We start from the raw sequence: 21893 nt of genomic DNA, 5'->3' as shown, positions 1-21893 counted from the left end.
TAACCCGCATGCGGGCGCCATGAGGAAGGACCCGTCGCCTATTTCGCTGTCGCAAGCGCGTGCTGCAGCCAGCGGTAGAAGTTGGCTTCGAACGTCTCGCGCGACCTACGGACCGCGACTTCCTCGAACTTAAATCGCGGCGTGTACGTCGGCACCGCGGTGGTGAAGTGCATCACCTTGCGCAACGTCCGCTTGCCGCGCCTTTCCCAGATCCCGGGCGAGAGCTTCGATCCGGGGCGCGGCACGAAGTACTGCGCCCGAGACGGCGCGCGCATGCGTGATCTCGCGGTCGTGTTCTGTTGCCGGTCCAGCTGAACCTGTACGGCGGCGATTACGCGGCTCACCATCGCGGGGGACATGTTGCCAGCCGCTGTCAGTCTCATGCCCGCCGCTGGTGTCACGGCGACGATCTGTCCTGCGTACTTCAGCCGGTATCCCATCGCCCGCTCAAGCCCCGTCTGCGGTCGCGCGCCACCCTCGGCTTGCACTTCAAGGTAGAAGCGGCGACCGACTGCAGACTTGCGCTCGACCGTAGCGACGAGGTTCGACTTCGACGAGCGCTCGACCCGAAAGGCGTTGAGCGTCCACCTGGTCGGTCGGTCGAATACCGAGACCATGTGCAGCCTCTCGGCTTCGATCACATCCCTGGCCGTGTCGTTCAATGCCCTTGAAAGGGCGTAGGGGATTTGCCGGGCCTGCACGTCGTCCAACTGACGCACTAGCCTTTCGATGTTCCCTGAGATCGAGATCATGGCGTTCCCAAACGAGAAGCGCCCGAGGCTGGGTCTCAGCTTCGGGCGCAGTTCGGTTCGCAGGCAAGATGTCAATAGATTGGGAATGAGGTCAAGCTTTATCTTTCCAAGGCTCGCGCCGCGGCATCGCGTCGGTCAGCCGAAAGGCCGATAGGCTGCGGCCTATCGACAGGCAATGACGCAGCTCTAGCAAGGCTGACCACCACTGAAGATAGGCGCGCCGTGCCCGACCAACGTCGACGGCTGTGCCCGTGTATGTGACCGGGCAGACATACCCGTACTTGTCCGACAACCAGGTCGAAGGCCATCGGCCCGGCCCCGTCCAGTATTCCCGCTCGGCATATGTGCCCGTCTTGTGGCGACGCCACCCACGCGGCGCGCACCGTGCCACGGCATTAGGCATGCAGTCCGGCATCCGGCCAGTGCGGGCACACTCGGCAATGGTGATCGCCATGCCAGCACCACCGTAAGCTTCAGGCAGCACGGTCAGGGCGGCCGCAACGATGTCGGCGTCAGGGTGCGGGTCCGACCGGCCGCCGCCGTCGGGGCGGCACCCGAGCCGGGCCTGCTCGATCAGGATCCACTCGATCCCGACGTTGTACCGCATCCCGACCTCATCGAAGTTGAGGCTCGCCCCTTCCACCTGGAACGCCCACTGCACCAGATCCCAGATCCCGACATCAACAACCGCACCGCGCCTCGGTCTGGCCAAGCCGTCCTTCGGTTCAAACGTCTCACTGTCCCAATTCCGCACCGCCATCATGTCGGACCTCTATATTTGGTGGGGTCTGCGCCCCGTTCTACAACCTGTTGTTTCTCGTCTGGTTCATCAGGGAGGGTAGGGAGGATCAAGGTGGTTTCATGGGAGGATAGGGCGCGAACCAAGAGGAAGCATAAGGCCCTGAAAAAGCGAGGAAAACGCAACGCTGTGGGAGGGTAGGGAGGATAGGGAGGCAAAAACCGACCCAACGCATGTGAGGCAACTTTCCCCCAGACCCCGGTTCATATCTCGCACGTGCGTAGGTCGGAAACATCCTCCCTAGCCTCCCTACCCTCCCACGCCGACTGGTAAGCCCATAAGATTGCGAGACATTCCCCCAGACCCCGGAGCGGGCGTTATCCTCCCACGAGCGGCTCAATCCTCCCAACCCTCCCGTACATCCGATGGATCGGGGTCGGGGGTTGCGACTTCACCGCGCAGGAAACCGCCCCGATGATCGCGTGGAGCATTGTCGAGGTCGCGTGCAAACACTTCGGTCAGCCGGATCCCGTCATAGAACACGGTCGACGCCTTGCGCTTGGTGAAGCTCTGGCCGCCGTTGGGGTGTCGCCATCGCTCGGCCTTGTCGGACAGGCGGCGTGAGACCGTTGTCGGTTTCCAGGCGCCCTGTCCGTTCTTCATGAGCCAGAAGGTGAAGGCCTCGACGAGCCGAGAGCTCGTGACCGTGTCCTCGGGGCGACCAGTCACCACGGTGCAGGTCGCAAGGAAGTCACCGACGGGATCCTGTTCGGCGCGGAACTCGGCCGTCGCCGCGACCACCGCATCGGGCGGCGACAGACCGATCTCCTGGAACTGGTTCAGACCCACGATCAGCCACTGGAAGATGCCATCGCGCTCCTCCCAAAGCTTGTCGACGAGGTGCGGATCCCGCTCGGCCACGGGGATCTGTTCCGTGAACGGGACCATGAGGAAGCGTCGCCAGATCCCATCGTCCGTTCCGCGAATGTCCGGCTTGTGGTTCCCCGACATCGTGAGTTTGAACTTGGGTAACACCACGATGAAGTCGGAGTGCAAGGCGCGGACGAGGATCGGTTCGCCGCCGGTCCATTCCTTGATAAGCCCCTCCTGAAGCCGCATCCCCTCGTCAGGCTCAGACGTCCGCACATGGCGCGAGCCAATAAGCGGAATGAGGTCTGGCGTCGCGTCGCCACCGCCGCGTCGGTTCGTCCCGGTCAGGCTTTCGATCCGAGCCGTGGCGCCGTAGTCACCCAGCACGCGCGAGATGATATCGACCAGCACCGATTTGCCGTTCGCACCCGAACCATAGAGGAACACCATGTTTTGCAGCGGCTCGGCCGTCATGGCGACGCCAAACCATCGCTGAAGGAACGCCCGTATGTCAGGGTCAGGCAGCACCCGAGTGAGGAACTTTTCGAATCCGGGGGCAGTCGCGTCAGGGTCGTACTCGACCGGCATGATTTTGGTCAGTCGTTGCTCGCGGGCGTGGGGCACGAGATCGACCTGCGCATAGCGGATCTTGCGACCGTCGTCGGTCGGCTCTTCGGTCACCCTCGACTGGACGACGCCCGACAAGCAGTTGACGTCGAAAGGGGCCGCGTCGAGCTGCTCGAGCGGGACCGCGAGCGAGGTCTGACTTTCGGCGACCATGTGATCGATCGGACCGGAATTACCTGCCTGCACCGCCTTTCGACGGCGGGCGGCGCGGCGCTCCGACAGTTTCTTCTTCGCCTCGGAAATCCGGTCCAGCTTCAATCTCAGCTCGGTTAGTTCGGTGGCCTGGTCTGAGCTTCGATCCTTGGCGGGTATGGCCTCGATCTCGACACGCCGCAGGACCAACACGTCCTCTTCTGCGATCAGGTCCATTTGAACCTGCGGCAGTCTCAGGTAATCGAGCTCTTCGAGGATCAGCGGCCCGATCTGTTGCGCACGACGCCGGACCTCGAGCTCGTCGGGATCCGCCTGCCACACGGCGCCGGTCCAGGTGAACCAGCCAACACGCGGCACGAACATAAGGTCGTCTCCAAAGTGGATGATGAACCGCTGCCCATTGCCATAGTCGTTTTCGCTCTGCTGGCTCGCCAGATAGACGGGATCGACCGGATCCTCGGGAGGCGGCGGCGCACCTGCATCATCCGGGGTGCGGGGCTGTTGGCCCCCATCGATCGGCTCGACCCGCTCGGGCTTGTCGAACGCTTCGCGCACGTCCTTAGTGCTCACTCCCCCACCTCCTCGATCAGGCGCTCAAGACCGGCAACCGTCTCGGCGTAGTGTCCAGCGTGCTCACCGGCGGTCTTCGTGCGTTCGCACTTGCGGTCACGCAGTTCGCGGTAAAACGCGAGGCGTGAGCCGAGCTCTTCGACCGGGAACCGGTCGGAATGGATCGGACCCTCGATGACCACGTCGCGACCGTCAGTGGTCAGGGAGACGGTCTTCGTCATCGGCCTGCGCCTCCTCAATCAGCATGTCGTTCAGATCCTTGCCCGGCTTGGCCGTGACGATCTCGCCCGTCAGGCCAGGCACGAGTGCCATTGCCCGGCGCAGACCGGATTCCAGCTTGGCGCGGGTCATGGCCGGGTGACTGTCACCGTCCATCACGAAGATGAGGCGCTTGATCCACGGCGGCGGCACGAATGCTTCGCCGTCGGTCATGTCGGGGATCCCTGACCAGCGCGGGGCGCCGGGGGTCGGATCCTTGACCATGATGCCGGACAGGTTGCCCAGATCGACGCCCGCCCAATAGGCCGCGCCCTCGATTGGAGCGCCGCGCATGGCCGAGAAGGTCGTTTCGATGCCTTCGCCCATGATCAGGGTGTGACACCCTTTGGCTGAGGTGAGCCGGATCGCGGCGCCCTTTTTCGACCCGCGCACAAGTTTGGCGGGCTGTTCTTCGCCGCCGTACAGGATCTTGGCCTTTTTGCCGGGGCGATCCGAGTCGATCCACGTCTGGTGAACGGCCGTGATCCGGTTGTCCGGTGACAGCACGGCCGCGATCATTGCAGGGCCGGTGTGCAGGGAACGAACCTGGCCGTCGATCTTTTTGGCGTAGGTGTGCCGGGCGAGATAGCGGATCGTCGGGGGAAAGCGTTTCAGGGGCAGACCGCGCCCCGCGAGATAATCGGCGACCGGGGTGCCGGCCGGTTCGACCGCCTGTTTCCAGATCCTCTTGCCATCCTCGATGGCCTTGCGCCGAAACCGTGCGGCATCGGCCAAGCGTTTGCGCTCGGCGGCCTCGGCCCGCGCCCGACGCCGCGCCCGTTCGGCGTCCGAGATCTGCACCGCGGTCTCGCCGATCATCCAGTCGATCGCCGCGCCAAAATCACAGGCCAGGACGTGACGTACCAGGTTCACGCCGCCCCCGTTCGCACCGCAGCTGCGGCAGTTGAAAACGCCCTTGGCCGCGTTGATCGCAAATCGATCCGTGCCGCCACAGGCGGGGCAGGGACCGACCAACTCGCCAGACTGGCGCTTGAGGTTCGGGATCTGCAGCCGTTGCACCAGCTCGCCAATCGGCAGGGCCTTGGCCTGCGCCTTGCGGTCCTCGATCACGGCATTGAGCGCAGCCTTGGCCTCCGCCTCGTTCCCACCGTGGGATGCCAGGAGGTCGCGATATGTGGCCCGCATATCCATCAGCGTCCGCAATCCGCACGGCGTTGCCAGTCATACTCGGGAGGATTCTCGACCTGCGCGGGGAACTGGGCCTGCACCCAATCGACAAGCGCAGCACCGGCTCGGGCCTGGTCGCCACATGCGATTCCGTCGAGGTAGAACCTGACCGCCTCGGACGCATCGTCATCCAGGCGCAGCGGGTCGCCCAGTAGCAGGATCGACAGCGCGATCCCGTCGCGCGGCGTGGCACGGCCGTCCTTGGCTTTCATCCCGGCCGCGAGGGCGGCCATCGGGAAAGAGAACGGGCGCGACGACATCAGGCTGCCCCTTGAGTGCAGAATTTGTCGGTCTGATTGCCCCATGCGCGCCAGCCTGGGCGGGCCTGCCGGGAAAACAGCTCGATCCGTGGCACATCGGGCAAGAGCGCCTCGGCGGCCACAAAAGCCTCGTCGGGCTTGCGGGAATGCTCGCGGGCGACCGCTTCGATCGTCACCGTGCTCTTGGGCCAGTCGCCCTCAAACAGATCGATGTCGCAGTAGGTCGGGATCGTCGAGCGGGTCGACCGGGTCGCCTTCGGCTTGCCGCGCTTTCCGATCAGAAACGGTTCGTTCGACGAGCGCAGGACATATCCGGTCCCGAACGCCACCTTGCCGTGCACCGTGCGCTTAACCCAGGTGCCGGCCGTCGCGAACTCGAAATTCCAGGCGTCGAGCACCTCGAACGCCTCGCGCAACATCGGGTTCGTGGCCCAAAGCCATAGGAGGCAATTGTCGGCCGCGAGCACTTCGACGGGTAGTGACTTGATCCAGTCGAGCGAGGTGCACTCGTAGTGCGCCGTCGCGTTCTTACCCTCGCCCTTGGCCGAGAAATTCTCGAACCGCCAGGGCGGGTCGGCCATGATCAGGCCGAACCCGCCGCCGGGGCGCAGATCCGCAAACTGTTGGACGACGTTCGCGGTCATCCGCGCCATCCCATCCGCTCGATCGCGTCGCAGACCTGTTCGGCCTGGTGCGGCAGATCATGCATGAGCTCGGCTGTCGTTTTGATCAACCAGGCGCGGCATTCCGGCCAGCCATCGCCATAGAGCACGTGCGGCGCATGGTGCGCGGCCCACATATAGGCGTCGAGCCGATCCGCGAACTTGAGCCAGGCGCGGTCGTACTCCGCCAGGTATTCCGGTGCGATCAGGTCGTCCCAAATGTCGCGCGCGGCGTTGGCTTCTATCTCTGCAAGCCGGATCGCAAACTCCCGATCGGCATCTTTGGTCGGAGCCTTAACGTCGCCGACGACGCTTTCGCCGTCGTCGTGCGTGAGGGCTTCTCGAATCAGCACGAACGAGGGGTTCGGATGTAGGGCGATCAAGATCCGCGCGACACGGGCCGAGTGACCATCGATCCGGTCGCAGGTATGTGCGAGGTCTGGGTTCATATGCCAGCGGCGCACGAACCCGGCGCGAAAGATGGCGACCAGATCAGGCATCGTCGTCCCCGATCCCAAGCAGCTGCTCGCCCTCGATTTTCGCCTTGGCAAAGGCCTCGTCATCGCCCTCGCGTGCCGCCATGATCAGATCAACAAGGATCTCGGTTGCGCGATCTACCTTGTGCGCGGTCGCTTTGGCGATCCGCTCGACCTCCTCGTCGTCGAAGGTCCCGTTCAACGTCAAATCAGTCATGCCGCACCGCCTTTCAAATCGGCCGGGGCGTGACCTTCGCCACCTGGGGAAGTGTCTGCCGCGAGGGGCGCCCCGGCCTCCAGGCGGGGCTGCAACACCGCCCGGTTCTGATTGAGAAAATGGATCGCGTCGGCCTCACCCAGGGAGGGAGAAGGGATCGCCAGGCGCTGCATCGGACGGGCACGCGTCCCGACCGGTGGTTCTGAATGAGTAGAGCGGCACGCCGCAGCGCACGCGTCCGCCCCAACGGGTGCACCTCGGGGCGGGACAGACGCAGTCGCCGCGACTTTCCATTGGGCACTCAAACCTGCCCCCCAGGTTTCAGGACCAGACCCGCGCGGTGGCGAAGCGCAACGACCAGCAGCGCGTTGATGTCGGATTTGAAGTACGCAGTCGCGTTCCCGGAATTGTCGAATCAGGAATGCATAAGTTCCCAATCGGTCCCGCCGGCGGGCCAGCGTCGGATTGTAACCATGCTTGCGCCTTTCTTGCAGCTGGATCGGCACACGTCCGCCCCAACATTGAGGCGGTAGGTTGCGGTACGGCGAACGGTAAGCACGTGTTGCCGAGACTGTTGAAATTCCAAACTTTTCTCTGGACGGGTTAACCAGACCCTCGGTAGGGAAACCCATACCATTCAAAGAAGTACTGGGCGGTAAGACGAAATGAGAAACGCAACTCAAGGCCAAGAACTGACCCCGTGGCGGGTCGTATATCTGGACGATTTTCGTCAGTCCTCGCGACTGCGGCCGAGCCGCGAACAGGCCGTGGTTGCCGACGCTAGAATGCTCCGCGAACTCGCGGACCCGGAGTGGGAGCAGGACATTATCGAGGCGCGTGCTCTGCTGAAGGATCTCAATGTTCGTAAAGCCGGAACTCCGTTCCACCGGGCATCGACGGGGTTGCTTGACTCGGACGTGGTGATGGTTGCCGTCATGCTCCTCGCTACGGGTGCAGTCGCAGTCTGCGCGGTGGGTCTCACTGGCCTCCCACTCGTCCCGGTCGTCGTCGCAACAGCTGGCGTAATGGCTTTGGCGTTGTCTTGCATTCAACGCCTGCACCGGACCACCTGATGCACTAGTCGCCCTGGGCATTCGCTTGAGCGGCGTCATTTCGAACACCGCACTTTCATCATCAAAGCGGCGCGGTGGCGCAAAGCGGCCGTCACCAGTTCGTCGATCTCCCGGATCTGTTCCGTCGCTTCGCCAAGCGTATAGTCGCGTGGATCGGGCGAGCCGTCGGAATGTGCGACTGCATGAAGGGTGACCACGTCCGCAAACTCTTTGGATATCCCGGCCATATCCGACCAGCTCGGTCCGGATAGATCGACGGGATGAAACACGCCGCCGGCAAGAGCCGAGAAGTGCTGCGCCATGGGCAGCGCGGCCCCCGGCTCGATCCGGCCCAGCCGATCCAGATGGTTGACGCCAAGCCCGCCGGGACGATCCTCGCGTTGTTCTGTGCCGTAGCTGAGCGTCGAGATCGCAATCCCTGCCTCGAGCGCGGCCGCTTCGATTCCGCCGTAGGCGGCGATGACCTGTTGTACGGTGGATTGGATCGAGCCAGGGCGAGTTCTGCGAGTCATCGCGAAACCTCCTGCAGGGCGTGGTGATTTGAGTGTGCCCGGCGTCTGAACCGCGCCACCGACGGGCGGGATATCCGTAAGGCGGGAAACGTGCCTTGTTCAGGTCCTGGACATCTGAGACTGTCCGAACATCCTTTCGAATAGGCAATCTGCTTTGGCCATTGTCTGGACCGAAGGGTGGCGCGGTGATCTCCGACTAAGTCGGCGCTGTTAAACCCGTAAATCTGATTCGGGTTTGAACGTTCGAAACCGAAAACTTCGTCCTTATTTTCGGCAAGATATGAACGATCAAGTGCCCGGCGAGCGCCCCGGGTTTTCCCAAAACACCAGCCGATGGACGGCAATGTGTCGAGGTTGCCCCAATCGCGCATTTTGGGTGGGTAGGGTTTCACGACTACCGAAAAACCTGATCCTCGGGTCTCATTTAGGTCAGCTGAAAAGTAAGAAGGTACAAAACAATGACCATGTCGTCTGAGACAAAAATCGACATCGGCACTCGGGTTAGCCTCATGGACTCGATGACCGAAAGGGCTGTTTCTACATTTGCAAAACCCTGCCTGATCATGGGCCTGGTCTCGGCCTTGGCAATCTCGGTCATGGCGCCGTCCATACCGATCGCATGCATCGCGCTTGGATTGTTTGCAGCGCAGCTCGTTGCGTTCGCTGTTGCGACGTGGATCCAGGGAAAGTCCTACAACCGAGATCAACGGCACTATTAATAAGAGCGCGAAGCCAACGCTCGGACAAATGCCCCGTCGGAAAGACGGCGCATGGCTCCTGCATTCGCGCAACCCACCGAAGGACGAGGCGCACGTGAACGAAACAGGGACAATTTCGCAAGACGTTGCGTTCTGCAACAGGCGATATTTGCGATATGCAAACGGAGCCGATATCAGACACTGAATCTCAAAAGTATAGGATGGTGATATCCTTACTTGCCATTGCGCCGATGGTTTCGCAGTCTTCGGGCTTCGATTGGCGACACCAGAGGGAGATGCGGAATGGATGGTCGGATCTACGGGCCTGCTTACGACGACCCGCGTCACCGCCCCCATACAAGCAGCCGCCCAACCTTTGGATGTCTGATGCACCGGTCGCTGACCTTCGGCCTTGTGGTCGCTCTTGGTGCCTGTCTCTGGTGGGGGCACGGGTTTTGGTCGATTGCCGGCATCGCGATAATCGCGTGGGGCATCGGACTGGGTGCGCAACTCCTTTACGTGCGAAGGGTTTCTTAGATCACAGACAGCCGAGGGGACGGGGCGCGCTCTCGACGTCCGCCAGGTTGGCCCATCGCCCTTCTTGCGATCCGCGCCGTAGCCCGTGCCGAGGCATCCATGAAGTCGATCCCCGGCTTTCTTCTGAAATTCTCGCTCCACAGTGCCGCTGCCGAAGCCCCGATATATGCCGAACTCTCGGTCGGTTAGCGTCACGCTCCGCCCTCCGTCTCGAAAGGACAGGCCATCCACCATGGACTGGAAAAAGCACTTCCTCGCGCTGGACACGCCGCAGGGTACATTGGCGATCCATCGCCTTCCCGACGGATATCATCTGTTTTTCGACAACGAGGATCTTGGCTGCTACGCATCGCTGGCCTCAGCGTTGGAAGATCTCAGTTCTGGGAAAACCTTCCGTCGGTCGAACGGTGAACCCATCTCATACAGGTGTCCCGAAGACGCTGACGACTGGCAGCTTCGATCATATTCGTTCCGGTAGGGCGACTGCGCCGCCTTTGGAGAAGGGGTACTGGCAGGATTACGAAGGTGCCCTTGAGCTATCTCGTCGGGTTTGTCGAACGACACACCCAGAGTGCCTAAATTTTCACTGCAGAGCAGGACGCCGTGTTGGTCTGCGGGTAGGAAAGGTGTGGGAGCCTGACGGGTCATGCGGCGTCCTCCCGTGGCCTGCCGTGGGCGGCGTCAGCCAGGCGAACAAGGTCCGCAGCCGATACCGCAAGCTGACGATCGTGGGCAGCGCGCAGAATGGGGGCGAAGAATTTCGAAGGGATTGGCCGATCTTTGGCCCATTTGTGGACGCTTCCAACTTGAACGCCGAGGTCGGCAGCGAAACTGGTCCGGTCAGGCCAGAGGGAAATCAGGTCGGAAAACGTGTTCAACTTGTCCATGGCGCTCAGTTGTATGGACAAAATGTCCATATATCAAGTGCGGACATGTTGTCTGTGGACGATTTGTCCAATACTCCGCATGTGTGGGTCGTAGATCAGTGATGACATTGGGACCAATGGTCAGCTTCAATATCGATCCAGTCGAGGTAGGGCGCCGACTTCAAAGGTTGCGCGAGCACCACAATCTATCCGCAGGGGCTTTTGCCGATTCCGTGGGGATTGATAGGTCGACGTACTCGAAGCTTGAGCAGGGCAAGCGCCTCATCAAAGCTGACTCGGCCTTCGCGATTGCAGAGCGATGGGGTGTCTCAATGGACTTCATCTATCGGGGGCGGTTGACCGAGTTGCCGCACAGCTTAGCCGATGCTCTCATGCAAGCGCGAACCAACGGCGAGCGGTAAGCTCGGTCTACCGATAATCTGAAAATTATGGCGATGACGATTAGCGTGCGGTCATCCGGATCAATACGGTCGTCCATGGGATTCTCGGGAACAATATGTGAACACCTCCTATGGTGAGGCTGGCGTGCGCTCAAGGCAATAGACAACTTGTCCATTTTTCTTCTTGATAGTGGACAAAATGTCTATAATGTAGAGTGTCATCAACCGATGGAGGCCCCGCATGCCGTGCCAAGTCCCCGCCCAGCCCCGATCCCGCATCGACGCAGCGCATGTGTTGGCAAATCCCGCCGCATATGCCGACCGGCCCACGCTGGTCCATCTGGCCCAACTCGTCTGCGCCAGCGCCAAGGGGCAGGCACTGGCCCAGACCCGCAACGAACAGGTCCGTGCTCCTTGCCGCCCGCGCCTGATCGTCATCGAGGGTGGTCGCACATGATCAGCACGCTGATTGAGATTTTCGCGATGTCCGTTCTGGCCCTCGGTACCGGCTTCCTCGCCGCGACACTCAGCAACGACGAAAACTACGCCTCGGCCATTGTCATAGCTTTCATCGCAGTGATGGCCGCATGGGTCATCCCCAGCCCCATCGAATACGCCGTCATCGGCGGCGGCGCGGTGCGGCCATGAACCTCCCAGTTCACAAAGCCCCTACGGACAAGTATGCTTTACTTGGCGTGACCGGGGGGTGTGGCGCAAGCGCAATGCTTTTCCGGCCCTCCATCCAGCTAACCCCATGGCTCGTCACGCACCGCACCCCTCAGTCGTTTGCCGCCAAGCAGGTCCCTCCGGGGGGTGCGGACCTGGAACAACATACGTTAGTAGACGTTGTGGTCCGAGCCGCTCGCGGCTACCGTCTTCCGGGCGTGACCCTGGACGGGAGCGCGGCAGCGGGACGGAGAACGCCCTCCTTCTCCCCGCTGCCGCGTGACGCGAGTCCCTCATGACCGCGCGAGCCGACTTCCTCACCCGCCTCGCGCGCCTCCCCTCGACAGATTATTTCGATGCATTCTTCGCCGAGTCGATCGAGCATGGCGGGCGCTTCGACTTGGGCGCCAGCAAGACGATCGAGTTGCACGACGTGTCGGTAAACCACGAGACGACCGAGGGCGCGATGATCGCCTGGGTCCGCGCGGCCCGAGCGAAAGAGATAGAACTGGATCTGATCTGGGCCGAAATGGTCTTGAAAGATCCGCAGGCGTTTGGCTGCGAACGACGCAAGGCCGCACGCCTGATCCTATTCCACTGCCACGATGCCGCGCTCCGGATGATGGCGCAAGCGGAATTGGGCCGTCTGAGCGGGGAGGCGTCATGAGTATCCGTGAATTCGTCCGCTTCTGGACGGCCAACCCTTTTCTGCTCCCCGTCGAAAAGCCACGGCTCAAAACGCTCGAGGGACTTCGCCGACCGCTGCATGACCGCGCGATCCGCGTTGATGTTCCCGACGAGACCCGCCCTCACGTCGGGCTGCAACGGGTAAATATCCTCCCTGATGGTCGGCGTGCCGTGAGAAGGGGGCCGGCATGAACGTAGTCTTTGACCCCGCGACCCTTAAAGACCATCCTGCCGGTCTCCCTGCCGAGTCGCGCACAGTTATGGCGTGCGACGGGCTGACTTCCGGGGGTCGATCCTCTTCGACCCCCGGACTTTCCTCGACACTTCGCTCTAGCCGCTGTGCGCGACATGCAACACTTACTAACGGTTGTAGCGCCGCCCTGTGCGTAAGACCGAGGCTAAGACCGTGAAGAGTATTGGATTCGAAGCTAGGTCAACGACGGCTTGTAGAATTGGAGTTGTTCGAAGTCTTGCTGGTATCTTTCGAGGTCAACCCGCAAACGCTGTTCCGTCTCCAGATCATTCTGAAGTCTTGCCCGTTCGAGCCGCAGCTCCAACACTTGGATCAGACTCTCCAGGACCCGAGCATGACGTTCGTAGAGTTCCGGCACTGTCTTTTCTCCACTTTCGACTTCCGAGATGTTGGAAAGTTGCATTTAAGCCATTTGTTTTCAACAAGGTTGTCGCGAACTGGAAATGCTTGCAGGGCCGCACGTTGCCGGAACACACTGCCCTGAACAACGCTCGCAGCCAACGCGCCCGCGAACACGCCGCAGTCATGATGGCAACCGAAGCCCTGTCGGACCTCACAGCCGACCAGGCCGTCGCGATCATCCGCACGCACCTGCGCACCCGTCTCGACATCGAGGCAACGGCCCTGCACACCCTCGCCAACCAGCTGGGCCGCCACGCAGACGACATCGAACGGCAAGGTTGATGCCCGGACTGCGACCCTCCCAGCCAAGCGAGGCACCGCCTCCGGACCCACGGTTGCTCGATCTTGCGCGAGCACTTGCCAGGGCGCATGCGCGGGCCGATCATGAACGGGCCACCCGGGGAGAGAAGAAATGCAGCGAATCGACGGCCGACGCGCCGCCCTCTACGCCCGATTCTCGACGGACCTGCAAAACGACCGCTCGATCGAGGATCAGCTTGCGCTTTGCAACGGATACGCCGTCCGCGAAGGGTTGACGGTTACCCATCGCTACGAAGACCGCGCGAAATCGTCCGCGACGCTCTTCGGTCGAGACGGCCTCTTGGCCCTGATTGCAGACGCCAAGGAACGGGTTTTCGACGTGATCGTGGTGGAGGCGCTGGACCGCATTAGCCGAAACCCGGCCGACCTTCACCCGCTGTTCCAGACGCTCGACTTCGTAGGGATCCGAGTGCTCGAAGTGCACCGGGGGCAAGCCGACGCGCTGACCGTCGGCATCCAAGGCCTGTTCGGCCAAATGTTTCTCGACCAGCTGAAAGAAAAGACCAGGCGCGGGCTTGCCGGCGTGGTGCGTGACGGGCGCAGCGCCGGGGGCAGGGCCTATGGTTACGCGACCGTGCCCGGTCAGCCAGGCCAGCTGACGGTCGTCGAAGGCGAGGCCAAGATCATCCGCCGGATTTTCGACGAATACATCGGTGGCGCCACGACGCGCGAGATTGTCGCTCGACTGAACGCAGAGGGTATTCCGGCACCGCGGGGCAGTGTCTGGCGCTCGACGGTGCTGACCGGGAATGCCGCGCGCGGCTATGGCATACTTTGGAACGACCTCTACGATGGCAAGCGTATCTGGAACCGCGTGCGAATGGTGCGCGATCCGGAAACTGGTAAGCGCGTGAGCCGCACGAACCCGGAATCGGAATGGCAGATCGAGGCGGCCGAGCATCTGCGCATCGTACCGCCCGCAACCTTCGCCGCCGTCCGAAAGTTGCGTCTCGCGCGCATGGAGCTGAGGGGAGAGAAGCGCAAACGCCCGGCGCGGCCTCTGTCCGGACTGATGGCCTGCGACTGCTGCGGCGGCTCCATCGTGATTCGCGCACGCCGACCGAATGGCGCGGTCCAGGCGGCCTGTTCGAACGCGGTGGAAGCTGGCACCTGCACAGAGCGGAAGTCCGTCCGGCTAGACCAGATCGAAACTGCGGTGTTCGCCGAACTGGCCCAACTCTTGCGCGAGCCTGACGTAATGGGTGAATACCTGAAGGCTTATCACGAAGAACGTCAGCGCCTCGCCCGCGAAAAGGGGCGGACCCGTGCCACACTTGAACGTTCGGCGGCCAAGGCACGCGGTGCCTTCGACCGGGCCCACCAGCTCTACATTGACGGGGTGACGGACGGTCCTAAGGCTAAGGCCAGCATCCTCGAATTGCGGCTCGCGGCCGAGCGGGCCGAAGCTGCGTTGGCGGAAGCTGACCCGCCCGAGGTCCTTACACTGCATCCTGACGCGACGAACCGATACTTGGCTGCGCTCACCGATCTCGCACCATCACTGTCTGACCTCGACACGCCCGAAGCGCGCAAGGCAATGGATACGATCAGAGAGTGGATTTCGGAGATTCGTGTGCGACGAGAGGGCGACGAAGTCCACGTAACGGTCTACGGATACCTCGCCGCCCTCGTCGAGCCATCCACCCGGCGGGGCGAGATGGTAGCGTGGGGCGGACTTGAACCGCCGACCCCAGCATTATGAGTGCTGTGCTCTAACCGGCTGAGCTACCACGCCATTCACACGAAGGGGCAGATAGCCGCCGGGGCGGGGCGTGTCAACGCACAAATGGCGGGTTTTTCAGCGGTGGAGGTATTTCTCGAACGCCCAGCCGACCGCGCCGCTTTGATGCTTCACCCGCACCCATCCGCCGGACCGCTCAAGCAGGGTGACGGCTTCGCCATTATACATCGGGCGGATGATCTGGTAGCGCGTGCCCGGTCCGGTCCGAAGGTTCAGGTATCCGTCGTTCGGCGAATACACGTACCGGACGTTGGTCGCGGCGGGACGGACGAGGTACTTGGCGAAGGCCCAGCCGACGGCACCGCTTTCATGCCGGACCCGGACCCAGCCGTTCGCGTATTCCAGCGTCTCGACCGCGCTGCCGTGATACATCTTGCGGATGATATCGTATTGCGAGCCGGGGCCTGTGCGCAGGTTCAGGAACCCGTCGCCGGGGGAATTCACCAGCAGGCGTTCGGCACGGGCTGTCGTCGCGGTGACCAGCGCGGCGGCGGCGGACGTCAGGAACAGACGGCGTTTCATGGAACCCTCCCCTCGGTGTGACGAGGGAAGGATACCACGGTTTCGGAATCGCGCTATGCGTCAGACGCGCGCGCGACGTTGACCACGTCGCCTTCGTCAGATTTGACGTAGAGCGTGCGATGCGGGAACGGGATCGAAAGCCCGGCCTCGTCGAAGGCGGCTTTCAGGCCCTTGGTGAACTCGAATTTCAGATCCCAGTAATCGGCGGCATCGGCCCACATGCGCATGGTGATGTCCACCGAACTGTCGCCCAGATTGGTGACCTTCGCCCAGGGCTCCGGATCGTCATGCACCCGTGCGTCGGCGCGAGCCATGTCGAGCATGACCTCGATCGCCTTGTCCATGTCGTCGGAATAATCGATGCCCATCACGATATCGACACGACGGGTCGCATGGTGGGACCAGTTGGTGATGATCGCCCCCCATGCTTTTCCGTTCGGCACCACGATCTGCACGTTGTCCGGCGTCGCGAGCTCGGTGAAGAACAGGTTGATCTCTTTCACCGTGCCGGCGGTGCCGTCGATGGCGATGTATTGCCCGTTCCGGTAGGGCCGGAAGAGGATAATCATGAAGCCCGCCGCAAGGTCCGAAAGCGTGCCCTGCAAGGCAAGCCCGATGGCCAGCGTGGCCGCGCCCAGCATGGCGACGAGCGATGTCGCCTCGATCCCGAAGATGTTGAGCACGGTGATGAGGACGACCGCGATCAGAACCCAGCGCACGATGGACGAGATGAAGCTGCCCACGGTCGGGTCGATCCGCTTGGCGCCCTCGATCCGCTTGCGCACCATGCGCGCGACGGCGGCGGCAAGTATCCAGCCGACGATCAGGATGACGAGAGCTTTCACCCCGTTGACGATGTAGGGCAGGAACTCCCCGAACTGGTCGAGCCAGATGGCGATTTGGTCTTCCATGATGTGTCCTTATCTCCTGTGCTGCTCGGTCATAGAAAAAGGGCCCGGAGACCGGGCCCTGTGTCGTGTCTCAGGCGCGGTCAGCCTTTGGCGAGGGCGTCGCGGATTTCCGTCAGAAGCTGGATTTCCGGCGGCGTCGGCGGCGCTTCGGGCGGGCTGACCTCTTCCGGTTTCTCGGCAAGATCCTTGATCCGGTTCACGGAGCGAACCAGCAGAAAGACCACGAAGGCGATGATGAGAAAGTTGATGACCGCCATGATGAACGATCCGTAGGCGAAGATCGACGCGCCGGTTTCCCGCGCTGCTTCGAGCGATGCGCCCGCCGGCACCTCGCCGCTCAGGACCGCGTAGTTGTTGGTGAAATCGATTCCGCCCGTGAACAGGCCGATGATCGGGTTGATCAGGTCTGCGACCAGTGACGACACGATGGCCGTGAAGGCCGCGCCGATGATGATCCCGACGGCCATGTCCATGACATTGCCACGGGCGATGAAGTTTCTGAATTCCGTCAACATTTTCCAGCGATGCTCCCATGCTGCCCGGACCACGCACTCGGCCCTGCGTAAACCTTAACACGGGGTGCAAAAAAACTGGAAGGGCCGGAACGCGAAACCCCGCCGCAGATCGGCTGCGGCGGGGGCGTGAAACACGTGGGGCGCGCGAAGCACGCCTCAGGTTAGACCGCAGCGCGGTTCGACTTCGGACCGGCGACGAGCCAGATGATGAAGCCGAGAAGCGGCAGGATGATGACGAGCAGCGCCCAGAGCACTTTGGAACCCGTCGATGCGCCGGACGAGAAGATCGAGATCAGCGCCCAGATGTCGAGCGCCAGAAGAATGATGCCGAAAAGGCCAGAAAGTTCGAACATGTGTATCTCCATTCAGGATCGGTCGTAGAGCGACCTTTGGATTTGGAGAATGAACGCAGGCACACCCGCGCATGTTCCCTGCGGGCGCATAAGTGCTTGCAGGCGCGTCGCTTCAGGCCATCAAGACTGCCGGCTCGCAGGTCTTCGGGATCACGGCCTGTAAGTCGCGCAGGACATGCCAACGGCCAAAAAGTTCCATCCCGCGGCGCGAAAACCACTGCCCGGCCCTGTGTCGGCAATGCGCTGCCGAACCCCGCCGCCTTTCCCGCTCACGGCGGGCAAGGTTCAGCCGCCCCTTGGCGAACGGTCGCTGAATCGCCGGGCCGCTGCCGCCGGGGGCTTCAAACCGCCGCGCATCGTTGTTTGGTCTGAGGCGAGGGGCATCGGACCCCCGAACGTAACCATGAAAGGAAACGATCATGAAACCGACCAAGACCCTGACCATCCTCCCGCTCGCATTCGGCGCCGCCCTGGTCGCCACAACGGCCTCGGCTCAGACGATGAGCTTCGATGGCATCGATCAGAACGGCGACCGGGTGCTCGAGATGGCGGAACTCGAAGCGGCCTTCGGTGCCAATGCGCAGGCCGCGCTGACCATGTACGACACCAACGGCGACGGCATGGTGGAGCGCAACGAAGCCGCCAGCGCGCAGGCCAGCGCCAGCGCGAATGTCGGTGGCGCCGTGCAGGGCATGGAAGACGAGACGATGCAGTCCGCCGAGACCGCGCTCGACGACGTGACGGGCACGGTGCAGGACGCGGGCGACGACCTTGCCAATGCGACCTCGGACCTGCTGGACGACACCTCGGTCAGCGGTGGCGCGACTGTCGACGGAACGGTCATGTCCAACTGATACCGGGCCGTGGAAGCGTGAGTGCTTCCGCAAAGGGGCGTCCATCCGGGCGCCCCTTTTTATATGTCAGGTCGGCAGTTTGCCGGTCAGCACGTACCGCAGAATGTCCACCACTTCTCCAGGTGTGCGCGTCACGGCAAGTGCGGCGGCATCGACCTCCTTCAGCGCGTGGTCATGTTCGGCCGGTTGCAGGATCACCAGAGACTTGCCCAGAGCGGCCGCCATACCTGCGTCGAAAGCCGCGTTCCACTGCTTGTATTTCTCGCCGAAACGCACGACCACGACATCGGCGTCCTCGATCCCCTTGCGGGTGCGGATCGCGTTCAGTTTGGCGCCCTTGTGGTCGTGCCAGAACTTGTCCGACTCCTCCCCCATGATCGCCACGCCGCAATCGTCGGACGCCGCATGATCGGTGACGGGCGACGAGAATGTCACGTCCAGCCCCTGCGAGCCGTCGATGATCCGCTCGCGCCAGTCCGTGTGGATTTCGCCGGACAGATAAACTTTCAGCATGATGAACCTCTCTGTCTGTGTCGTTCGGGCTGCTGGCACCGGGGCCCTGCTTCTCTGGTCCCCAAATACCTCGGGGGGTCCGGGGGGCTGGCCCCCCGGCGGGTCGGACGGGCTCTGCCCGTTCGACCCCACTCAAGATGCAGGCTTACGGTCAGCCGCGCAGCGTGCCGCCGGTGGCTTTGCCCACCTTTTCCACGATCTTGGCGGCCACCGCCTCGATCTCCTTCTCGGTCAACGTGGCGTCGGTCGGCTGCATCCGCACGGTGATCGCGATGGATTTCTGCCCGGCCTCACCCAGCTTGCCGCCGGTGAACTGATCGAACACGCGCACGTCCTCGATCAACGCCTTGTCGGCGCCCGCGGCGGCGTTGACCAGCGTCAGCGCCTCGACATCCGCATCGACCACGAAGGCGAAGTCACGTTCGACCGGCTGAAGATCCGAGATCGTCAGCGCGGGCCGGGTCGCGTTCGATTTGCGCGGCAGCGGGATTTCCTCGGGATAAAGGGTGAAGGCGACCGCCGGCCCCTTCACGTCCATCTCGGCCAGCACCTTGGGGTGCAACTCGCCGAAGACGCCGAGCACCTTTTTCGGGCCCAGACAAATCTTGCCGTGCCGACCCGGATGCCACCAGCCTTCGGCACCGCGCAGGATCTGCACCTTCGCGGGCGCGCCCATCGCGGCGAGGATCGCCTCGGCGTCGGCTTTGGCGTCATAGATGTCGAACCCGCGCGCCGCACCATGCACGTCCTTCGGCCCCGTCGCCCCGACGAGAATGCCGGAGATCGCCAGACGTTGCTCCTCCGGTTCGCCGCCATGCCAGATCGCACCGACCTCGAACAGGGCGAGGTCCATGAACCCACGGGCCTGATTGCGGGCGGCGGCCTGAAGCAGCCCCGGCAGCAGGTCGGGGCGCATGTGGCTCATCTCGGACGAGATCGGGTTTTCGAGCTTGGTGGCATCCTCGCCACCCGCGAACAGCGCGGCGCTGGCCGCGTCGATGAAGCTGTAGGTCACGCATTCGTTGTAGCCGAGCGCCGCCGCGGTGCGCCGGCCGGAGTTCTCGCGCACCTGCATCGGGGTCAGAACGGGTTTCGGCACGCCGGTCGAAGCGCGCGACATCGGCTTGCCCACCAGCTTGGTCAGCGATGCGATACGGGCGACCTCTTCGACCAGGTCGGCCTCGCCCAGCACGTCGGGGCGCCACGACGGCACGTGGGCCATGTCGCCCTCCATGACGAAGCCGAGCGCCTTGAGCGAGGCGCGCTGCGTTTCGGCCGGGATGTCCATGCCGACAAGCGACGAACAGCGGTCGGTGTCGAGCTTGTAGGCGCGGTCGGTGTTCGGCACCTCGCCTGCCGTCACCACCTCGGACGCCTCGCCGCCGCACAGATCAAGGATCATCTGCGTCGCCAGTTCGATCGCCAGCGGGTTGAACGCCGGGTCGATCCCGCGTTCGTTGCGATACCGCGCATCCGAGTTGATCTTGAGCGCGCGGCCCGTGCGCGCGATCTGGATCGGCTCCCACACGGCGGCTTCGAGGAAGACGTTCACGGTATCCTCGGTGCAGCCCGACTCCTCACCGCCCATGATGCCGGCCACGCTTTCGACGCCCCGGTCATCGGAAATGACCACCATCCCCGGCTCGAACGTGTAGGTCTTTTCGTCGAGCGCCAGTAGTTGCTCGCCCCCGGTCGTCTTGTGGATGCGCAGGTCGCCCTGAACCTTGTCCGCGTCGAAAACGTGGAGCGGGCGGTTCTGGTCGTAGGTGAAAAAGTTCGTCACATCGACCAGCGCCGAGATCGGACGCAGACCGATGGCCTTTAGCCGCTTTTGCAGCCACGCGGGGCTGGGGCCGTTCTTCACGCCTTTGATAAGGCGGCCTTGGAAGATGTAGCAGCCATCGTCGCCTTGGGTATCGCCGTCGATGGTGACGTTGATCGGACTCTTGAAGGTGCCTTTCACGTTCGCTTCCGGCGCGGGCTTCAGTGTGCCAAGACCACGTGCCGCCAGATCGCGCGCCACGCCGCGCACACCCAGCGCATCGGGGCGGTTCGGGGTGATCGCGATGTCGAACACCGGGTCGACCTTGGAAGGATCGTTCTCGGCCAGCCAATCGACGAATTTCTGGCCCACGTCGCCGGAGGGCAGTTCGATGATCCCGTCATGCTCGTCCGACAGCTCCAGCTCACGCTCCGATGCCATCATGCCGTGGCTCTCGACACCGCGGATCTTGCCGACGCTCAGCGTCACGTCGATCCCCGGCACATAGTCGCCGGGTTTGGCGAGCACGACCGTGATCCCGGCCCGCGCGTTCGGCGCGCCGCAGACGATCTGCTTGTCGCCCTCGTCGGTCTCGACCGTGCAGACGCGCAGACGGTCGGCATCCGGGTGCTGCTCGGCATGTTTGACCTTGGCCAGCGTGAAGACGCCCAGCCGATCAGCGGGGTTGATGACCTCTTCGATCTCGAGCCCGAGGTCGGTCAGGGTTTCCGCGATCTCGTCCACCGAGGCGGTGGTGTCGAGGTGGTCTTTCAGCCAGGAGAGTGTGAATTTCATCGTCTTGTCCTCGTTCGGCACCGCTCAGCGGTCTGCCAGATCCTCTACCAGTTCGAAGTGCTCGAAGAGCAGCATCATGTTCTCGTCGAACCCGCCGTTGCGGGTGAAATAGGCCTCGTGGTCTGCGCGCCAGCCTGCGAGGTCGTCGTTTTCGCCCTCGGCCAGCGCCATCTCTTCGGTCACGTCCTTGAACGCCACCTCGTCCACCTGCGTCGTGCGGATGACGAGCGCGGGGGTGCCGTCCCAGTTCATCGCGATGTCGCAGCGGCCCACCTTGGGGCGCGCATCGGGGTCGCCGTCGAACTCCGACAGCCGCTCACAAGTCGCGGTCTTGGTCCCAGCGCGCACGAGCGCGAGCAGGTCCGCGCAAAGCTTCGGGGTGTCCCCGAAGGTGAAGTTGCCCGCACCGGGATAGGTCTGGTTCAGGTCTTCCATGTCGTCTGTCATGGTCAATCCTCGGCCCGTTCGGCCAGCGTTTCGTATTTGCCCATGCGGTAGAGCTTGATTTCGCGGATCAGGCGGATGGTCGGTTTGGCCGCGAAGCAGAACGAGCCGATCACGAAAAGCCACGTGGCCGCGTATTGCGTCGCGTCCGAGAAAAACAGGAACGACCCCACCACGAAACAGATGGCCGCCACGAAATCGACGACCGTGTAGGCGATCTCATACTTCGCATAGAGGTCGCGGGCTGCCTCGGACTGCTGTCGGTTTTCGTGTCGGAAGAGGGGCATTCGTGTTT

At 62.8% G+C, this 21893-nt stretch carries 29 protein-coding genes, 1 tRNA gene and 1 pseudogene; 10 read left to right on the top strand and 21 right to left on the bottom strand.

Translation table 11 applies throughout. The features are described 5' to 3' along the window. Positions 1-38: 38 nt before the first annotated feature. The 9 genes from HOY44_RS07410 to HOY44_RS07370 form a co-directional block, all read right to left on the bottom strand. Complete coding sequence (locus HOY44_RS07410) at positions 39-752, bottom strand: hypothetical protein (protein ID WP_008333611.1); 714 nt, start codon at positions 750-752, stop codon at positions 39-41. Between the two features lie 91 nt (positions 753-843). Beyond that, positions 844-1515 (bottom strand): hypothetical protein, encoded by a 672-nt coding sequence (locus HOY44_RS07405; protein ID WP_287433980.1) that lies wholly within the window; start codon positions 1513-1515, stop codon positions 844-846. A 372-nt stretch (positions 1516-1887) separates the two neighbouring features. Next, positions 1888-3711, bottom strand: a complete 1824-nt coding sequence (locus HOY44_RS07400) for a DNA primase family protein (protein ID WP_287433979.1) — start codon at positions 3709-3711, stop codon at positions 1888-1890. Continuing rightward, a complete protein-coding gene (locus HOY44_RS07395) occupies positions 3708-3932 on the bottom strand; it encodes a hypothetical protein (protein WP_008333615.1) in 225 nt (74 codons plus the stop codon). The genes HOY44_RS07400 and HOY44_RS07395 overlap by 4 nt, the downstream gene beginning before the upstream one ends. Next, positions 3904-5121 (bottom strand): DUF7146 domain-containing protein, encoded by a 1218-nt coding sequence (locus HOY44_RS07390; protein ID WP_287433977.1) that lies wholly within the window; start codon positions 5119-5121, stop codon positions 3904-3906. Before HOY44_RS07390 ends, HOY44_RS07395 begins: the two co-directional genes overlap by 29 nt. After that, the gene (locus tag HOY44_RS07385) at positions 5121-5417 is read right to left on the bottom strand and encodes a hypothetical protein (protein ID WP_287433975.1); all 297 of its coding nucleotides are present in this window, start codon (positions 5415-5417) and stop codon (positions 5121-5123) included. The genes HOY44_RS07390 and HOY44_RS07385 overlap by 1 nt, the downstream gene beginning before the upstream one ends. Continuing rightward, a complete protein-coding gene (locus HOY44_RS07380) occupies positions 5417-6061 on the bottom strand; it encodes an MT-A70 family methyltransferase (protein ID WP_353806611.1) in 645 nt (214 codons plus the stop codon). The genes HOY44_RS07385 and HOY44_RS07380 overlap by 1 nt, the downstream gene beginning before the upstream one ends. Continuing rightward, complete coding sequence (locus HOY44_RS07375; RefSeq protein WP_287433971.1) at positions 6058-6579, bottom strand: YfbR-like 5'-deoxynucleotidase; 522 nt, start codon at positions 6577-6579, stop codon at positions 6058-6060. The genes HOY44_RS07380 and HOY44_RS07375 overlap by 4 nt, the downstream gene beginning before the upstream one ends. Beyond that, a complete protein-coding gene (locus tag HOY44_RS07370; protein ID WP_287433969.1) occupies positions 6572-6772 on the bottom strand; it encodes a hypothetical protein in 201 nt (66 codons plus the stop codon). Before HOY44_RS07370 ends, HOY44_RS07375 begins: the two co-directional genes overlap by 8 nt. Positions 6773-7557: 785 nt before the next feature. Here HOY44_RS07370 and HOY44_RS07365 point away from each other — a divergent pair. Then, on the top strand, positions 7558-7845 hold the full coding sequence (locus HOY44_RS07365; RefSeq protein WP_287433967.1) for a hypothetical protein: 288 nt from the start codon (positions 7558-7560) through the stop codon (positions 7843-7845). A gap of 35 nt (positions 7846-7880) precedes the next feature. On the opposite strand, the gene HOY44_RS07360 is transcribed toward HOY44_RS07365, so the two are convergent. Next, complete coding sequence (locus tag HOY44_RS07360) at positions 7881-8357, bottom strand: hypothetical protein (protein WP_287433965.1); 477 nt, start codon at positions 8355-8357, stop codon at positions 7881-7883. 424 nt (positions 8358-8781) lie between these two features. After that, positions 8782-8955 (bottom strand): hypothetical protein, encoded by a 174-nt coding sequence (locus HOY44_RS07355; RefSeq protein WP_287433963.1) that lies wholly within the window; start codon positions 8953-8955, stop codon positions 8782-8784. An 869-nt stretch (positions 8956-9824) separates the two neighbouring features. On the opposite strand from HOY44_RS07355, the gene HOY44_RS07350 reads away from it, so the two are divergent. The 8 genes and pseudogenes from HOY44_RS07350 to HOY44_RS22635 form a co-directional block, all read left to right on the top strand. Beyond that, positions 9825-10070, top strand: coding sequence for a hypothetical protein (locus HOY44_RS07350; RefSeq protein ID WP_287433961.1), 246 nt, complete (start codon positions 9825-9827; stop codon positions 10068-10070). A 168-nt stretch (positions 10071-10238) separates the two neighbouring features. After that, the gene (locus HOY44_RS22640) at positions 10239-10880 is read left to right on the top strand and encodes a helix-turn-helix domain-containing protein (protein WP_353806610.1); all 642 of its coding nucleotides are present in this window, start codon (positions 10239-10241) and stop codon (positions 10878-10880) included. 220 nt (positions 10881-11100) lie between these two features. Then, positions 11101-11316 carry a hypothetical protein gene (locus HOY44_RS07340; RefSeq protein WP_287433958.1) on the top strand — a complete coding sequence of 72 codons (216 nt, stop codon included), beginning with the start codon at positions 11101-11103 and terminating at the stop codon, positions 11314-11316. Then, complete coding sequence (locus tag HOY44_RS07335) at positions 11313-11507, top strand: hypothetical protein (RefSeq protein ID WP_287433957.1); 195 nt, start codon at positions 11313-11315, stop codon at positions 11505-11507. Before HOY44_RS07340 ends, HOY44_RS07335 begins: the two co-directional genes overlap by 4 nt. Positions 11508-11820: 313 nt before the next feature. Next, entirely contained in the window at positions 11821-12192 is a 372-nt protein-coding gene (locus HOY44_RS07330; protein ID WP_287433956.1) for a hypothetical protein, read from the top strand. Further along, on the top strand, positions 12189-12404 hold the full coding sequence (locus tag HOY44_RS07325; RefSeq protein ID WP_287433954.1) for a hypothetical protein: 216 nt from the start codon (positions 12189-12191) through the stop codon (positions 12402-12404). The genes HOY44_RS07330 and HOY44_RS07325 overlap by 4 nt, the downstream gene beginning before the upstream one ends. Positions 12405-12927: 523 nt before the next feature. Then, entirely contained in the window at positions 12928-13149 is a 222-nt protein-coding gene (locus tag HOY44_RS07320; protein ID WP_287433952.1) for a hypothetical protein, read from the top strand. Positions 13150-13279: 130 nt separating this feature from the next. After that, positions 13280-14299: pseudogene (locus HOY44_RS22635) on the top strand (recombinase family protein); the annotation flags it as partial. A 24-nt stretch (positions 14300-14323) separates the two neighbouring features. Here HOY44_RS22635 and HOY44_RS07310 read toward each other — a convergent pair. From HOY44_RS07310 to HOY44_RS07285, 6 genes are all read right to left on the bottom strand, one after another. Beyond that, on the bottom strand, positions 14324-14638 hold the full coding sequence (locus tag HOY44_RS07310; RefSeq protein WP_287433949.1) for a hypothetical protein: 315 nt from the start codon (positions 14636-14638) through the stop codon (positions 14324-14326). 208 nt (positions 14639-14846) lie between these two features. Then, positions 14847-14923 (bottom strand) — tRNA-Met (locus HOY44_RS07305). A gap of 63 nt (positions 14924-14986) precedes the next feature. After that, positions 14987-15451 (bottom strand): SH3 domain-containing protein, encoded by a 465-nt coding sequence (locus HOY44_RS07300; RefSeq protein WP_287433948.1) that lies wholly within the window; start codon positions 15449-15451, stop codon positions 14987-14989. A gap of 53 nt (positions 15452-15504) precedes the next feature. Next, the gene (locus HOY44_RS07295; RefSeq protein WP_008333643.1) at positions 15505-16362 is read right to left on the bottom strand and encodes a mechanosensitive ion channel family protein; all 858 of its coding nucleotides are present in this window, start codon (positions 16360-16362) and stop codon (positions 15505-15507) included. 80 nt (positions 16363-16442) lie between these two features. Next, positions 16443-16877, bottom strand: coding sequence for a large conductance mechanosensitive channel protein MscL (mscL, locus tag HOY44_RS07290; protein WP_008333644.1), 435 nt, complete (start codon positions 16875-16877; stop codon positions 16443-16445). A gap of 161 nt (positions 16878-17038) precedes the next feature. Further along, positions 17039-17230, bottom strand: a complete 192-nt coding sequence (locus HOY44_RS07285; protein ID WP_008333645.1) for a PLD nuclease N-terminal domain-containing protein — start codon at positions 17228-17230, stop codon at positions 17039-17041. 419 nt (positions 17231-17649) lie between these two features. On the opposite strand from HOY44_RS07285, the gene HOY44_RS07280 reads away from it, so the two are divergent. Next, positions 17650-18084: a hypothetical protein gene (locus tag HOY44_RS07280; protein WP_287433946.1), complete on the top strand. Its 435-nt coding sequence runs from the start codon at positions 17650-17652 to the stop codon at positions 18082-18084. Positions 18085-18150: 66 nt separating this feature from the next. Here HOY44_RS07280 and HOY44_RS07275 read toward each other — a convergent pair whose 3' ends face one another. The 4 genes from HOY44_RS07275 to HOY44_RS07260 all read right to left on the bottom strand — a co-directional run bounded on the left by HOY44_RS07275 (position 18151) and on the right by HOY44_RS07260 (position 21885). Then, the gene (locus tag HOY44_RS07275; protein WP_287433944.1) at positions 18151-18597 is read right to left on the bottom strand and encodes a YtoQ family protein; all 447 of its coding nucleotides are present in this window, start codon (positions 18595-18597) and stop codon (positions 18151-18153) included. A 151-nt stretch (positions 18598-18748) separates the two neighbouring features. After that, positions 18749-21154, bottom strand: a complete 2406-nt coding sequence (gene pheT, locus HOY44_RS07270) for a phenylalanine--tRNA ligase subunit beta (RefSeq protein WP_287433942.1) — start codon at positions 21152-21154, stop codon at positions 18749-18751. Between the two features lie 24 nt (positions 21155-21178). Continuing rightward, entirely contained in the window at positions 21179-21601 is a 423-nt protein-coding gene (locus HOY44_RS07265) for an ASCH domain-containing protein (RefSeq protein WP_287433940.1), read from the bottom strand. Between the two features lie 2 nt (positions 21602-21603). Further along, complete coding sequence (locus tag HOY44_RS07260) at positions 21604-21885, bottom strand: YrhK family protein (protein ID WP_287433938.1); 282 nt, start codon at positions 21883-21885, stop codon at positions 21604-21606. Positions 21886-21893 lie beyond the last annotated feature (8 nt).

Origin of the sequence: Maritimibacter sp. (genome assembly GCF_016774595.1) — a bacterium.
Lineage (GTDB): Bacteria > Pseudomonadota > Alphaproteobacteria > Rhodobacterales > Rhodobacteraceae > Maritimibacter > Maritimibacter alkaliphilus.
The sequence above is the reverse complement of the archived record's forward strand: the minus strand, read 5'-3'. Positions and strand labels throughout refer to the sequence as shown.